The sequence below is a fragment of the Thalassospira profundimaris genome, assembly GCF_003326755.1.
GTDB classification, from domain to species: Bacteria; Pseudomonadota; Alphaproteobacteria; order Rhodospirillales; family Thalassospiraceae; genus Thalassospira; species Thalassospira profundimaris_B.
On record NZ_JPWH01000013.1, the window covers coordinates 137,481 to 152,725 of the forward strand.

Genomic DNA, 15,245 nt, shown 5'->3' on the forward strand with positions numbered 1-15,245 from the left:
TGACTAGTCCCATATAACGGCTTTGCAAGAGGTAACGCGGTCCTCTATCGGTCGACGGACCGTCACAAATGAAAGTGCATTTCACGCTGATTGCGGCAATCAATCCTCGAACGGAATGCCGTGTTTGCGCAACAGGGCTTCCATCTTGACGGAGCGCCGGGTGATCTGGCGGTAGTTTGACAGCAAAATACGCAAAATGGCGCGAATGAAGCGGTCAGACGCGTTCATTTTATGTTCAAACTGGCGGCGGGAAATCGCAATCACCACGGTGCGGTCGCGGGCCCGGGCGGAGGCCATGCGCGGGGCGTCATCGATCAGGGACAATTCACCAAACAGGCCCCCTGCCTCGATATGGCCCAGCACAACGTCTTCGCCGCCAGAGGTGGTTTTATAAATCTCGACAGACCCTTCCTGCACCACATAAGCCGCACCACCGGGCTTGCCCTCGCGGAAAATAATTTGCCCCGCCGCGAAAACCTGACGGTCCATTACCTTAGCTGACATCTGCGTTTCTGGTCCTGTTCGATATATAAACGGGTCTGTTTGCCCATTGATTTTAAGACATAGCCGAAATTTTCCCGCCATCCACCGGCGAAAACATCCCCTTCGGCTTACGCCCCGTACCGGGTTTGCAAATGGGTAATGAAAGCCTTTGTTTGAAGAGGTGCGCCGGTTGCGCCCTGCAAAATCTCATCCGTCGTCGCACTGGACCCCTTGCCATGCACATTGGCCCGCAGCCAGGCCATCAGGGGGGCAAAATCCCCGCGTGACAGATTTTCCATCAGTCCCGGCACCTGATCCCGCGCGCTCGCAAATAACTGGGCCGCGGCCATTGCCCCCATCGTGTAGGTCGGGAAGTATCCCCACGCCCCGGATGGCCAGTGAATGTCCTGCAAGCAGCCATCGGCATCATTGGGCGGGGTAATGCCCAACAGCGATTGCATCATGTCGTTCCAGGCGGCGGGCAAATCGGCCAGTTTCATATCGCCTTCGATCAAGGCGCGTTCAAGACGATAACGCAAAATCACGTGTGACGGATATGTCACTTCATCAGCATCCACCCGAATAAGGCCCGGTTCCACACGGGTATAAAGCCGATAGAGGTTTTCCGCCTCCCACGCGGCCCCATTGCCGTTAAAGGCCTTTTTGAACATGGGTGCTGCATAGGTCAGAAATTCCTGCGACCGGCTGGCCTGCATTTCAATCAGCAGGGACTGGCTTTCATGGAGGCTCATGCCCCGCGCCTTGCCCACCGGCTGCAAACGCCAGTCCGCAGGCAGGCCCAGCTCATACATGGCGTGCCCGGTTTCATGCAGCACCCCCATAATGGCACTGGTAAAATCGGCCGCGTCATAGCGGGTGGTCAGGCGCACATCATCGGCCGTGCCGCCACAAAACGGATGATGCGAAATATCAAGACGGCCATGATCAAAATCAAAGCCCACCGCCTTCATCAGTTCCAGGCCAATCGCCTTTTGCGTTTCAATCGGAAACGGGCCATCGGGCAGCAAGGCCGGGGCTTCGGCCTTTTGGCGTTCGATCACGCTGGCGGTAAAGTCCGGCAGAAATGCCTCCAGATCGGCAAACAGGGTGTCGATCTTGGCACAGCTCATGGAGGGATCATACTGGTCCAGCAGCGCATCATAGACCGAACAGCCCAGCGCCTCGGCCTTGGCCGTGCCCGCCTCGATCGACAGGTCCAGCACGGTTTGCAATTTGGGGAGCAAACCGGCGAAATCATTTTCGGCCCGTGCGGTGCGCCAGGCCACCTCGCAGGCGGTTGAGGCCCGTGACATCGCCTCGACCAGATCGCTGGGCACGGCATTGCCATGCACCCATTCGCGTTTCATTTCATTGAGGTTGGCGCGCTGCCAGTCCGATAGTTTTTCCGTTTCGGCCTCGGCCAGCAGGTCCTTTAATGCCGCATCCTTGATCAGTTCATTGGACATGACATCCAGGGTGGCAAGCTGTTCGGAGCGTGAAGGTGCGGCCCCATCGGGCATCATCGTCGCCATATCCCAATGCAACATCCCGCCAATATCCGCCAGAACGTTCATACGGCGAAAACGGCTTTCAAGCGCAAGATAGGCTTTGGTCATGGTGACGGCTCCGATCGGTTGGCGAAAAACAGGGCGAGCAGACTAGGCCCGACCAGACAAAGGCCATTTGCGCATGTTAACTGCGCAAATGGCCGTTGCGTTTCACAATCAGATTGAAAATAGTCTGCCAGCGGGGCGTGCCGCAAGCTCATTTCGCCGAAGAATCGGGCGGGCGGCGATGATAAACGATAAAAATAACAACCAGCGCAACCGCAAGGCAAAACCACGTAATGGCATATTGCAAATGGTTGTTGGGCAACATCACCCGGGCCTGCCCGCCAATGGGGAACCCGCCGGGATTCGGGGTTGCATCGGCTTCCAGATAATACGGGCTGGCAAGATCGCCCCCGGCCTCTTCGGCCATATGGGGCGGATCCACATAAAACCACTGGTTTTTAACCGGGTCATTTTCGGGCTGGGCCCAATGGCGCGGACGTGCGATCCGGATAACGCCGGTCACGTCCACAAGCCCCTGAAGCTGCCCTTCGGGACGCGTGGCGAGATCGCGTTTGTCGTCGGGCACCCAGCCGCGATTGACCAGAATGATGCGACCATCGGCCTGTTCAAGCGGCGTAATCACCTGATAGCCCACACTGCCCTGCATGGTACGCGCCATCAGATACATTTCCTGGTCATGCAGGAAACGGCCATGCGCTATGGCGGCACGAAACGCCATGTCAGGGTTTACTTTATCGACATCAACCGGAAATTCGACGGGCGGCAAACCGGCGCGGGCCTCGCGTTCGGCGATCAGGTTTTCTTTCCAGAACAGCCGTTCGATTTGCCAGACACATAACGCCATCAGGACAAGAAAGGCCAAGCCTGCCGTAATTGAAATTGCGACCGTGGGCCGCGATTTTAAAAGCGCCATAACGAACGGGCCTAATCCTGTTGCGTGGTTGAGCGGTGACGGTATTGCAGGGCAACCATCACCCCTTTGAGGGGCCGCAACAGCAAAAGGGTCAAACCGATTACAGTTGGAAACCACATCACCACATGCAGCCACAAAGGCGGTTGGTACGTCAATTCCACCCATAAGGCAAGGGGCACCACCAGAAAGCCCAGAATGAAAATGATGAAAACCGCCGGACCATCCCCGGCATCATGGTTGCGCATGTCCAGCCCGCAGACATCGCAGGCCTCGCGCACCGTCAAATAGCCCGAAAACAATTTTCCCCCACCGCAGCGCGGACACTTGCAGGCAAGGCCGGTGCGAATGGGGGAAAGTGGCGGATAATAATCCAGATTCATAAGATGCGTTTACCAGTCAGGCCAAACAGCCATTTTGGGGTCTCGCGATGGGGCAGCGTTATTGGCCACCCCAAATGTAAACCGAGAAAAACAGGAACAGCCAGACCACATCGACAAAATGCCAATACCAGGCCGCAGCCTCGAGACCGAAATGATGGTCCGGTTTGAAATCCCCGCGATTGGCACGATAAAGGCACACCGCCAAAAATACCGTACCGACAAACACATGGAAGCCGTGAAACCCGGTCGCCATATAGAATGTGGAGGGATAAATCCCCTCATCAAAGGCAAAGGCCGCGTGATGATATTCATAAGCCTGACAGGCCAGAAACGCGATGCCCAGCAGCACGGTCAGGGTCAGCCCCTGCACCATATGTTTCTTGTCGCCCTCCAGGCAGGCATGGTGCGCCCAGGTCAGCGTACAGCCCGACAGCAACAGTACCAGCGTATTGATGAAGGGCAGATCCCACGGGTCAAGCACCTCGATCCCGGCGGGCGGCCACTGGGTAATGGCAGGGTTGAATTCCAGAAGCGCGCTTTGGAAAAACGCCCAGAAGAACGCCACAAAGAACATCACCTCGGAGGCAATAAACAGCGACATGCCGTAGCGCAGGCCGATCTGAACCACCGGATTATGATAGATGCGTGATTCGCGCACCACATCACCCCACCAGCGGAACATCACAAACAAAATACCGGCAATGCCAATGGCGGCCAGCCAGAAATCGGTCAGCAGCCGGTCAGAATGCATGAAATAAACCATGCCTCCGGTAAACAGGCCCGCCGACAGCGATGCAACCAGCGGCCACGGGCTCGGGTCTACCAGATGGAACGGATGTTTCTGAGCATGATCACTCATTCCTCGCCCCCCTTAATCCTTGAATAAATTAATTGTCAAACCACTCTCGCGCGGATGCCGCTCCACCGGATCAGCCTCCACCTATCCAGGACCTGGCTTTTGCCCCGTTTGCGGCGCAACGGCATAAAAGGCAAAAGACAGCTTTATTTCCGTCAATCCACGCAAGGCCGGATCTTCGGTAATCGCCGGATCAACAAAAAAGCTGATCGGCATATCCACATTTTCACCCGGTTCCAGGCGCTGGCTATCGAAACAGAAACATGCCAGCTTGCTGACATATCGCCCTGCCTCGACCGGGGTGACGCGATAGGCGGCCTCGCCCGTCACAACCCTGTCCGACCGATTATGCGCGGCATAAAATGCCAACCGGTTTTCCCCCAGCGGCACGATCATCGCGGCCTGCTCCGGGGCAAAATCCCACTCCATTGACGGGTCTGACGTGCCATCAAAGGATATTTTGATCTTTCCTGTACCAATGGCGGCATCATCCTGCGCCGTGGCATTTTCATTCGTTATGTTCGCTGCCAGAATTCCCCTGCCCGTTGCCGCGCCTTTCAAAACCGGTGCGCTGGCAAGCAGGGCATTCGGCCCAACTGTATTTCCATCCTGCCCGGCCATTGCCCCCTGATCCGGGATGACCGGGCTGGCACCGGCCCTGTCCTTAAACAGCCCCGGAACCCGGGCAAATTTGTATCCGGCAAACCCGCCCATCAGGATCGCAGCACAACAAAAGACCAAAATACCGGTCTGTCTGCGATTTTCCTGATGTCTGCGTTTTCGCCGCGTCATATTTTCAACCACTCATTTTCAAAATCGTGATTACAAAAAACAAAACGGCAAGTCCCGTCAGGATCGCCAGAAGAACCCAGTTTTTACGTTTGCGACTGGCGTAAAACGCGGCGAGTTCCTCTTCGCTCATTTTGGGCTGCTTGCTCATGTGATAAAGCCCTCAAGCCAGATATCGGCCACCATCGCGCCAAACAGCACAAACAGATACAGGATCGAATAGCCAAACATTTTCTGCGGTGCCTTTTCCTCGGCATTGCGCAAAACACGCCAGGCATGGCGCAAAAACCACAGCCCCGTCATCGCGGCCGTTGCCGCATAAAACAGGCCCAAAAGCCCGGTAAAATAGGGTACCAGCGTGACCGGCAACAGCAGAATGGTATAAAACAGCATCTGCTTTTTGGTTGCCAGATCACCGGCCACAACCGGCATCATCGGCACCCCGACTTTGGCATAATCCCCGCAGCGAAACAGCGCCAGCGCCCAAAAATGCGGCGGCGTCCACATGAAGATGATCATGAACAGGGCCATCGAATTCAGATCAATGCCGCCCGTTACCGCCGCCCAGCCAATCATCGGCGGAAAGGCCCCGGCCGCCCCGCCAATCACAATGTTTTGCGGCGTGCGGCGTTTGAGCCACATGGTATAGACAAAAACATAAAACCCGATCGAAACAGCCAACAGGGCCGCCGCTGCCAGATTAATGGCAACCGCCATCACGGTAACGGACACAATCGACAGTAAAATGCCTAGCGACAGGGCTTCATCCGCCGGGACGCGCCCTGCCGGAATCGGGCGGTTCATGGTGCGTTTCATGTGCTGATCAATATCGCGGTCATACCACATATTGATCGAGGCCGCCGCACCACTGGCAACGGCAATGCAGGCAATGGCGACCAGGGCCAAAAACGGATGGATATGGCCCGGCGCAATCAACAGGCCAACGGCACCGGTAAAGACGACAAGCGTCATCACGCCGGGTTTTAACAGCGTGAAATAGTCCCGCACGGTGGAAACCGGTATGGCGGGAACGGTGTCGATGGTCAGTGTCTGATCAAGTGCGGTCTTGCTCATGACAGGGGCGGTCTTCTTTCTGGCTTTGGTGGTTGTCTTTCGCCGGATCATCCCGGCGAAAGACAAAAGATCGCATGGTTACTTGATGCGCGGCAGTTCATCAAAGGTATGGAACGGCGGCGGCGAGCTGACAGTCCATTCCAGGGTGTCGGCATATTCGCCATACGGGTTTGCGGCCGCTTTCTTACCACGAATAAAGGCGTGTGCCACCACACCAAGGAAGAAAATCGTCGCTGCAAACGAGATATACGCACCATAGGATGAAACAAGGTTCCAGCCCGCAAACGCATCTGGATAATCGGCATAACGACGCGGCATGCCGGCCAGCCCGAGGAAGTGCTGCGGGAAGAAGGTCATGTTCACGCCGATGAAGAAAAACCAGAAATGAATCTTTCCGCCGAGATCGGAAATTTCATAGCCGGTCATCTTGCCAAACCAGTAATAAAAACCGGCAAAGATCGAGAAGACAGCGCCGAGCGACAGCACATAATGGAAATGCGCCACCACAAAATAGGTATCGTGCAACGGCAGATCCATGCCAGAATTCGCCAGAATCACCCCGGTCACACCGCCAACGGTAAACAGGAAGATAAAACCGATTGCCCAGAGCATGGGGGCACGCAGCTCGATCGAGCCGCCCCACATCGTCGCAATCCAGGAAAAGATTTTAACCCCGGTCGGCACCGCAATCACCATCGTTGCCGCGGTGAAATAGGCACGGGTATCAACATCCAGGCCAACAGTATACATGTGATGCGCCCAGACGATAAAGCCGACAACCCCAATCGCCACCATCGCATAGGCCATGCCGAGATACCCGAAAATCGGCTTGCGCGAGAAGGTGGAGATGATGTGGCTGATAATGCCAAAGCCCGGCAAAATCATGATGTAAACTTCGGGATGTCCAAAGAACCAGAACAGGTGCTGATAGAGGATCGGGTCCCCGCCCCCGGCCGGATCAAAAAAGGTCGTGCCAAAGTTACGGTCGGTCAGCAGCATGGTAATCGCACCACCGAGAACCGGCACGGCGAGCAACAGCAGGAACGCCGTGACCAGCATCGACCAGGCAAAAAGCGGCATTTTATGCAGGGTCATGCCCGGCGCGCGCATATTGCAAATGGTGGTGATGAAGTTGACAGCGCCCAGAATGGAACTGGCACCGGCCAGGTGAAGGGCGAAAATCGCCATATCGACCGACGCCCCCGGGTGGCCCAGCACGCTTGAAAGCGGCGGATAAACCGTCCAGCCCGTTCCGGCCCCCGCCCCGATGGTTGCCGAGAGCATCAGCAGCAAAAAGGCCGGCACCAGCAGCCAGAACGAGATATTGTTCAGGCGCGGAAAGGCCATATCGGGTGCACCAATCATGATCGGTACAAACCAGTTGCCAAAACCGCCAATCATGGCGGGCATGACAACAAAGAACACCATGATCATGCCGTGCGCGGTGACAAGCACGTTAAAAAACTGGTGATCCTCGATAATCTGGGTGCCGGGATGGGCAAGCTCCATGCGGAACCAAACCGAAAACGCCCCGCCGATCAACCCGGCCACCAGCGAGAAAATCAGATAAAGCGACCCGATATCCTTATGGTTGGTGGACAAAAACCAGCGGCTGAAAAATCCCGGCGTATGATCGTGATCATGCGCATGTGTATCAGCGTGAGCCATTGAACTCTCCCTCACTCGGCCGAAGCAACCGAAACAGATTTCGGCAGGGTTGCCGATGCAAACTGTTCCTGTGCCTGCTTGACCCAATCTGCATATTCTTCCTTGGTCACGGCCTTGACCGCAATCGGCATAAAGGCGTGATTGACACCGCACAGTTCTGAACACTGACCATAAAAAGTGGTCCCGGCATATTCGGCCGGAATGCGGGTCCAGGTTTCGTTTGTGCGCCCCGGAACGGCATCAAGTTTAATGAAAAGCGACGGCATCGCCCAGCTATGAATAACATCATCAGAGGTCATCAGCAGGCGAATATCGGTGTCAACCGGCAGAACAACGGGATTATCCACATCAAGCAGGCGTTTCTTGCCTTCGGCAACGGCCGTATCCTCGTCAATCATCAGCGAATCAAAGGTGAAATCGCCATTGTCGGGATATTCATAGGTCCAATACCACTGCTTGCCGATAATTTTCAGCGTCATGTCGGCATCTTCGACATGATCGGCATAATACAGCAAACGGAAAGACGGGATGGCAATGATCAGCAAAATCAGGACCGGCACCACCGTCCATGCCACTTCAAGCAGGGTATGGTGCGTGGTTTTGGAGGGTTGCGGATTGCGTTTTCTGCTGAAACGAAACAGCACATATAACAGCAATACCAAAACGACGACCACAATCGCGGTCATCAACCAAACCAGCAGGGTAAAGAATTTTTGACCCTCAACCGCCACTGGCGAAGCTGCGTCCTGAAGACCCAACTGCCAGGGCTCGGGCTGTCCGACTGCGGCAACCGCAGACGAATCCAGTCCCGTCAGAACTGCCAATCCCAGCAACAAAATGGGAAACAGCATCTTGATCGACATGCGAATCTGCCCCCTCGCATTACAACTCAAGGCATTAGTGCCATTTTCGGCAAGGCCGAACAGCGTGACATCTTTGCAATCGGGAAGACCCGATCTCTCCCCGAAAACGCCCCGCCATGACATTGGACCGCGGATCGGTCCCGATATCAAAACGTTAAACGAATTAGACAAGACTAATTCTATTATTCCGTCCTGCCAAGCATATCGGCATGCGTGGCAAATAGCGTATCTTTTCAACCTCTTCCACAAAAAACCTTGCTGCAGCGCACAAATAAAATTTGTGTTTCCTCATAGGGTTTTAGCCAACTTCACCATTTTTCCAAACTTAAACCTATGGATCAAAAGGAATATTTTTAACCAGACAACCCAACCAGAGCGACCGCAGCGCAATGTCGCCCTGCAATAGAGATAAGATATAAAACAATGTGCGCCGGACGTTTGGCACAACACAACCTAAAAATTTTTCTGAATTTATTTAATTCACCCCAAAGGCGTTTGGCCGTGTCGCAACCTGAAATTAGCATATTTTGGTATGACTTTGCCGGAATACGCACAAAATCCTCGCGAATCGTCCGGCATTTTTCCCGTCACATCGTTAAATCGGCTTTCCTCCCCGTAGGGGCTCGCCCTGGCCCGCGTCAGACAGGCACATTCAGATGCAACGCCCCGAAGTTCTGATACGCATGTTTTCCAGCGGCATAACCCACAATCGTGGCCACCATAGCCGCTACCGATACCGCCACCGCTACCGATGACCATTCTCCCCCCATTTGATGACAGTTGAATGTCTTTTGACTGTCTTTGGGGGGTATAAACGCCATGCCACATGATTTACGGGCATAAATATGCTATGAACGATTATGGGTGCGATGGAGGAAGTGGGCTTTTGCGCAGCAGAATCGTCAGCAAAACACCCCCAGGGGGCAAAATCGCGGCTGGTATAGGGTATAATTAAACCTTTCAAGACCCGACTGTCGGTATTTTTTGTAAAATTTACCGGCAGTGATCTCTTTACTTGTCGCCAGCTTTCCCCATTATCAAAGCATGGCAGGCAGTAAAGCCCGACTTGTGCCCCTGGAATGCGCGGGGAATTCACAGGAAAATTTAACGGCGAAACCCTGTCGCGAAAATTTCGCACCCCGCGCTTAGGTATAGTAACGTATCGTTAAGACAGATTTCCGCTATTGAGGTTTGCCTATGGCCCGTCAGAATCAAAAGAAGCTGTTCACCGCCGAAATGCGGCTGTTAAACAAGCTGGAAAGCATGAGCGACATTGTGTCGCTGCCAGAACCGGCAAATTATGGTGGTGGACAGGCACAGGGCACGGGGCCAGGGCCGGATCTTTCATCCCTGCATAATGCGATTGAAGATCTGAAACTGGAACTGCTTTCCGACATCAAGATCATGATCGAAGAGCAAAAGAAACTGGTGCGCGAACCGGAAGAGCAGGATGATGCCCGTAACGAATTGCGGATGTTAAAAACCGAAATTCGCGCCCTTGCCAATTCGATCCAGGAAACCAAAAAGGAAATCGCCGCCCTTTACACAGCCCCCGATGATACCAGCGGGACCCGCCTGAACATCGTCAAGGGCGAGCTTGATTCCATTGTCGAAGCCACCGAGGAAGCGACAGCCAATATTCTGGAAAATGTCGAAAATATCGATTCAGTTGCCCATAACATCCGTTCCAGTGCCACGGACGATTATGTTCAGGGCCTGGCCGATGACATTGTGGAACTGGTGGTCAAAGTGTTTGAATCCTGTAACTTCCAGGACCTGACCGGCCAGCGTATCACCAAGGTCGTCAATACGATGAAATATATCGAGGAACGGGTAAACCGCGTCATCGAAATTTGGGGCGAGGAGGATTTCGAGGAATTCGACCTGCCGCCAGACCCGAAGGGCCTCGACAATCTCGACAAAACCGTGACCCGCGCGCCGGCGAACCAGGAAAAGAACAACCAGACAGAAATCGACCAGATTTTCTCGCAAGACGAAATCGACGCCCTGTTCGATTAAGGGCACAAGGCCTAAAGGAACGATCAGCTTCAGGCTTTTACATCAAACCAGGGCAGCATTCCCATGACGGGAACGCTGCCTTTAAGGTCAACGGGCCATCGCAATCGAATTGCGCTTAGGCGTGCCCGGCCTCGCCAGACAGAAGTTCGGGCGCAAAGCCCAGTTTGGCAAAGGCGCGCTGCCATTTATCCTCGCAGTCGGTGGCAAAAAGCAGGTCCGGGTCGGCATCGACATGCAGCCAGCCATTGGCACGGATTTCGGTTTCAAGCTGGCCGCTGCGCCACCCGGCATAGCCCAGGGCGAGAATGCTGTTATGCGGGCCTTTATCAAGCGCGATGTTTTCCAGAATATCCACCGTTGCCGTAACCGATACATCCCGGTCTACCTGCAAGGTGGCATCATTGCGAAAATCGTTGGAATGCAGCACAAAACCACGACCCGATTCAACCGGGCCGCCAAAATGTACCTGAATATCGGAAATGGTGGAGGCCGGGCGCGCGATGCCCAATTGTTCGAGCAGTTCGGGGAAGGTGATCGAATCAATCAACCGGTTGACGACAATCCCCATTGCACCGTCTTCGTTATGGGCACAAAGATAGACCACACTTTGTGCAAAGCGCGGGTCGCGCATACCGGGCATTGCAACCAGTAGCTTGCCCGATAGATATTCTCCGTCGCTGCCTGCAATTGCCATTTTACGCCATCCTTGTTCTCAATTACCCAACACTACCCTGTTAACGCGGTTTTCGCCATGAAGGGTTTCAAATTATTCGTGCGCCCTGTTCTTAATCAAAGCCGTTCGATTTTCATATGGGTATAATTCGCAAGTTCTACCAGTAACCCTGTAACGCGCCGGCAAGGCTAACGGGCTGGTAACATGTTCGTGGGTTGCATTGAAACAAACATCATCGTACCCCTGCGTGCCTGACAATTTTCCGGGAATAACTGTCGTGATCAAGCGTATTTTAGCCCTGTTGATCGTAATCCTGCTGCCGCACCTTGCGCTGGCGGCCCCTGCCGAAAGCACCTGGCAGGACCAGGATTTTGCATCTGTAAGGGTGATCAGCGCGCGTGACGGGGTAAAGGACGTACACACCCTGCGGTTGGGGCTTGAATTTGCCTTGAAACCGCACTGGAAAATTTACTGGCGCAGTGCGGGGGATGCTGGCTTTCCCCCCGGCATCAACTGGCAGGGGTCAGAAAATATTGATAGCGCCAGCGCCACAATGTTGTGGCCTGCACCGATCCGTTTTTCCATTTTCGGGCTGGAAACATTTGGCTATCAGGACCGGGTGATTTTGCCCATTGATGTGCCGGTCCAGAACAATACCGATCCCGTGCTGCTGAAAATGACGGTCGATTATCTGGCGTGCAGCGACATTTGTGTCCCGGCAACCGCCAATCTGACGCTGGATTTACCCGCTGATCGCGGCGAAATTTCAAACCATGCCCATGAGATTGAAAAATTTGCCGCCAAGGTACCGCTAAAGGGGCACAACCTGCCGATCGGCGTTCATGACATCTGGGAAAGTGGCACAGGAAAGAACAGCTTTCTTAATATTGTCCTGCGCGACATTCCCGAGGGCGTCAAACCCGATATTCTGGTCGAGGGCAAACCAACCGACAGCTTTGGTGCCCCGGTTGCGACCGGCCAGTTGCTTGCTGGCAACCCGGTTTATCAGTTGAAAATTCACAATAATGCCAAGGCTGAAACACTGGCCGGGCAGAACGTAACCGTTACGGTCCTGGCTGGCGACCTTGCCGTGGAACAACCTGTTGCCATTGCAGATGCCCCGGCAAACGACATGGTTGCAGATGCGTTAGCCCCCCTCGCCAATAACACTGCGAACAACCAGATCGCCCCAAACAACGTCACTTCCCCATCGCACACCGCCTGGTGGGTGATTGGCGGCCTGGCCTTGCTGGGCGGGCTGATTTTGAATGTCATGCCCTGTGTGTTGCCGGTGCTCTCGCTGAAAGTCATGGGGGCCATTCAGCTTGGTGCACGGGACCGACGTGGCACGCGGCGCGGGTTTCTGGCCAGTGCGGCGGGCATCATGGTGTCGTTCTGGATCATTGCCGGGGCACTCGCCATTTTAAAGCTGGCGGGCGGGTCGATCGGCTGGGGCATTCAGTTTCAGCAACCGCTGTTTTTAACCACCATGACCATCATTGTCGTGCTGTTTGCCTGCAACATGTTTGGCCTGTTTGAAATCAGTGCCAACCGCCTGAATGATCTGGCAAATGAGGCTATCGACCAGCAAAACAGCCGGGCGGCGCACAACACGGACAATGGTGCCACACCGGGCCCTAACCCGCACAGCATGGGCGGGCATTTTCTGACCGGGATGTTTGCCACCCTGTTGGCAACCCCCTGTTCAGCCCCGTTTTTGGGAACCGCCGTTGGGTTTGCCCTGGCAGGCAGCATTTTTGATATTTTCTGGGTGTTCAGCCTGCTGGGCTTGGGCTTTGCGATACCATACCTGCTCATTGCGGCGCGCCCGGAAATCGCCCGCCTGCTGCCCAAACCGGGCCGCTGGATGGCGGTTGTCAAGTTCGTGCTGGGGCTGGCATTGCTGGGCACGGCGGTTTGGCTGTTAAGCGTGCTTGCCAACCAGATTGGCCTAACAGGGGCGATTGCCGTGGGGGGCGGCCTTGCCCTGGCAAGCGGACTGATCTGGTGGCGGCATGTCACATCACAGCAGCGGCGCAAACCCCTGCTGGCCGGGCTGGCAACACTGGCCGTTCTGGTGGCCCTGTTTGCGCCAGGATTTTCGCGCCCGCCATCCCATGCCCCCCAAACCACTGCCAGCACAGACACCCCAAACAGCAATGCCCTGCCCTGGCAACCCTTTGCCCCCGATAAAATCAGCAAACTGGTTGGCGAGGGCAAAACCGTGCTGGTCGATATTACGGCAGACTGGTGTGTCACCTGTCAGGTCAATAAACGCCTGGTAATCGATACCGATGACGTCCGATCCGCCTTGCTGGCCGATAATGTGGTGTTGATGCAGGGCGACTGGACCCGGCCAGACCCTGAAATTGCGGCCTTCCTGGCGAAATATGACCGCTATGGCATTCCGTTTAATGCCATTTATGGGCCAGAGGCCCCGGGCGGCATTTTGCTTTCCGAACTGTTAAGCAAGGATCAGGTTCTTTCCGGCCTGAAAGCAGCCCAACCGAAAGAAGGGCTTGCGAACAACCAGGGTTAATTCCACCTGTTGGGAAGCGACTGGCATTGAATGATTTTTTAAGTCATTCTAGCCCACAACTTCTTCCTGCCGGTGGTATGCCGGTGATGACGGCCGCAAACAGGCGGCATAAATTTTGGAGAATTGCCATGACCATTGCTGTAGGCGACACACTACCCGACGTCGTATTGCACCGCGCAACCCCCGATGGCCCGGAAGCCGTGCAAAGCAAAGAGCTGTTTGCCGGACGCAAGGTTGTACTGTTTGCGGTTCCTGGCGCATTTACCCCGACCTGCTCGATCAAGCATCTGCCAGGCTTTATCAGCAAGGCCGACGAAATTGCCGCCAAGGGCGTTGATGAAATTTTCTGCCTTGCCACCAATGACGCCTTTGTCATGCAGGCATGGGCAAATGCGGAAAATGTTGGCGAAACCGTTACCATGCTGGCAGACGGGGATTTGAACTTCACCAATGCAACCGGCCTGAAGCTGGACCTGCGCGGCAAGGGACTGGGCGAACGCGCCAACCGTTATGTGATGGTGATTGAAGACAACAAAGTCACCCATCTTGCCGTCGAGGAAGCCGGTGCATTTGACGTTTCCAGCGCCGAAGCCGTGCTGGGCGTGCTTTAAAAACGCTGTTCTGCGCAAGCTAAAAATTAAAACAGGCCGCCTATGTGTCACAATGATCAGGGGCGGTCTTTTTATTTCTCTGCCCCCGTCTGTTGCTGTCTTTCCGACAAGCAAAAAGCCCGGTGACAGAGCCAGACGGCACAGCACCAGGCGACAATTTCACATTGGTGCTAACGTGGCAGCATGACGGGAATGGCGTCTTCATTGCTGTTAAAGTCGCATTCAAATACCGGCTTGATGCTGCGCGCGAGAAAATGCACGACACCATCGCGAAACTCGGATTTGATGGGCGACCAACTGATGAACACTTTGCCGCGATTTTCATAATCACGAATGTCGCGATCTTCGAGCAAATCGCGAAACACATCACCCAAATCGTTGGAACTGCCAGCCAAAAGCCATTCGGGCTTTACGCCGCCATGCCAAACCAGATAAACCCCGCCGACGCCATCCACATTCAGCGTGCTGACATCATCAAGCATGAACAGGCGGAAATAATCACCACGCGGGCTAGCGCGCCATTTGATATCCTGCGCCTTGGCCTGGACCGCGTTATTTTTTGTTGTTGACCAGAATGCCATTACTTTCGTCCTCCTGAACTTTCGGCCCTGACCCGAACGTTCAAATTTTATTTAGCTCGATGCTGTCAACCCAAAGGAAAGCAACACCTTAAAGACGATTTTATAATGCCAAAGCATTGTAAATACCATCCTTAAGAATACCGAGCATACGACAGTTTTTATATTGGCAGTCCTGGCCTGAATTAAAAGGGTCCTAGGGTCAGAACTCATTAACCTTTAACT

15 protein-coding genes are annotated in these 15,245 nt (G+C 54.6%); 3 read left to right on the plus strand and 12 right to left on the minus strand.

What is annotated here, in order from left to right; all coding sequences use genetic code 11:
- Window positions 1-99 precede the first annotated feature (99 nt).
- The 10 genes from TH25_RS15820 to coxB form a co-directional block, all read right to left on the minus strand.
- Window positions 100-504 carry a cyclic nucleotide-binding domain-containing protein gene (locus TH25_RS15820; RefSeq protein WP_114089323.1) on the minus strand — a complete coding sequence of 135 codons (405 nt, stop codon included), beginning with the start codon at window positions 502-504 and terminating at the stop codon, window positions 100-102.
- A 107-nt stretch (window positions 505-611) separates the two neighbouring features.
- Window positions 612-2,099, minus strand: a complete 1,488-nt coding sequence (locus tag TH25_RS15825) for a carboxypeptidase M32 (protein ID WP_114089324.1) — start codon at window positions 2,097-2,099, stop codon at window positions 612-614.
- A 148-nt stretch (window positions 2,100-2,247) separates the two neighbouring features.
- Window positions 2,248-2,970, minus strand: coding sequence for an SURF1 family protein (locus TH25_RS15830; RefSeq protein ID WP_114089325.1), 723 nt, complete (start codon window positions 2,968-2,970; stop codon window positions 2,248-2,250).
- A gap of 11 nt (window positions 2,971-2,981) precedes the next feature.
- On the minus strand, window positions 2,982-3,350 hold the full coding sequence (locus tag TH25_RS15835; RefSeq protein ID WP_114089326.1) for a DUF983 domain-containing protein: 369 nt from the start codon (window positions 3,348-3,350) through the stop codon (window positions 2,982-2,984).
- 58 nt (window positions 3,351-3,408) lie between these two features.
- Complete coding sequence (locus TH25_RS15840) at window positions 3,409-4,209, minus strand: cytochrome c oxidase subunit 3 (protein WP_114089327.1); 801 nt, start codon at window positions 4,207-4,209, stop codon at window positions 3,409-3,411.
- 81 nt (window positions 4,210-4,290) lie between these two features.
- Window positions 4,291-4,998, minus strand: coding sequence for a cytochrome c oxidase assembly protein (locus tag TH25_RS15845; RefSeq protein WP_147253032.1), 708 nt, complete (start codon window positions 4,996-4,998; stop codon window positions 4,291-4,293).
- Between the two features lie 4 nt (window positions 4,999-5,002).
- Window positions 5,003-5,146 carry a hypothetical protein gene (locus TH25_RS25090; protein ID WP_181847653.1) on the minus strand — a complete coding sequence of 48 codons (144 nt, stop codon included), beginning with the start codon at window positions 5,144-5,146 and terminating at the stop codon, window positions 5,003-5,005.
- Window positions 5,143-6,069: a heme o synthase gene (gene cyoE, locus TH25_RS15850; RefSeq protein ID WP_114089329.1), complete on the minus strand. Its 927-nt coding sequence runs from the start codon at window positions 6,067-6,069 to the stop codon at window positions 5,143-5,145. Before cyoE ends, TH25_RS25090 begins: the two co-directional genes overlap by 4 nt.
- Window positions 6,070-6,147: 78 nt before the next feature.
- On the minus strand, window positions 6,148-7,737 hold the full coding sequence (gene ctaD, locus TH25_RS15855) for a cytochrome c oxidase subunit I (protein WP_114089330.1): 1,590 nt from the start codon (window positions 7,735-7,737) through the stop codon (window positions 6,148-6,150).
- Window positions 7,738-7,748: 11 nt separating this feature from the next.
- Window positions 7,749-8,600 (minus strand): cytochrome c oxidase subunit II, encoded by an 852-nt coding sequence (gene coxB, locus TH25_RS15860; protein WP_114089331.1) that lies wholly within the window; start codon window positions 8,598-8,600, stop codon window positions 7,749-7,751.
- Window positions 8,601-9,797: 1,197 nt separating this feature from the next.
- On the opposite strand from coxB, the gene TH25_RS15865 reads away from it, so the two are divergent.
- Window positions 9,798-10,619, plus strand: coding sequence for a protein phosphatase CheZ (locus TH25_RS15865; RefSeq protein ID WP_114089332.1), 822 nt, complete (start codon window positions 9,798-9,800; stop codon window positions 10,617-10,619).
- Between the two features lie 115 nt (window positions 10,620-10,734).
- Here TH25_RS15865 and TH25_RS15870 read toward each other — a convergent pair whose 3' ends face one another.
- Entirely contained in the window at window positions 10,735-11,313 is a 579-nt protein-coding gene (locus TH25_RS15870; RefSeq protein ID WP_114089333.1) for a YqgE/AlgH family protein, read from the minus strand.
- Window positions 11,314-11,569: 256 nt separating this feature from the next.
- Here TH25_RS15870 and TH25_RS15875 point away from each other — a divergent pair, with 256 nt between their 5' ends.
- Together TH25_RS15875 and TH25_RS15880 are read left to right on the plus strand one after the other, a co-directional pair.
- Window positions 11,570-13,831, plus strand: a complete 2,262-nt coding sequence (locus TH25_RS15875; RefSeq protein WP_114089334.1) for a protein-disulfide reductase DsbD family protein — start codon at window positions 11,570-11,572, stop codon at window positions 13,829-13,831.
- A gap of 128 nt (window positions 13,832-13,959) precedes the next feature.
- Window positions 13,960-14,442, plus strand: coding sequence for a peroxiredoxin (locus TH25_RS15880; RefSeq protein WP_114089345.1), 483 nt, complete (start codon window positions 13,960-13,962; stop codon window positions 14,440-14,442).
- 170 nt (window positions 14,443-14,612) lie between these two features.
- Here TH25_RS15880 and TH25_RS15885 read toward each other — a convergent pair whose 3' ends face one another.
- On the minus strand, window positions 14,613-15,023 hold the full coding sequence (locus TH25_RS15885; RefSeq protein ID WP_258549187.1) for a hypothetical protein: 411 nt from the start codon (window positions 15,021-15,023) through the stop codon (window positions 14,613-14,615).
- Window positions 15,024-15,245 lie beyond the last annotated feature (222 nt).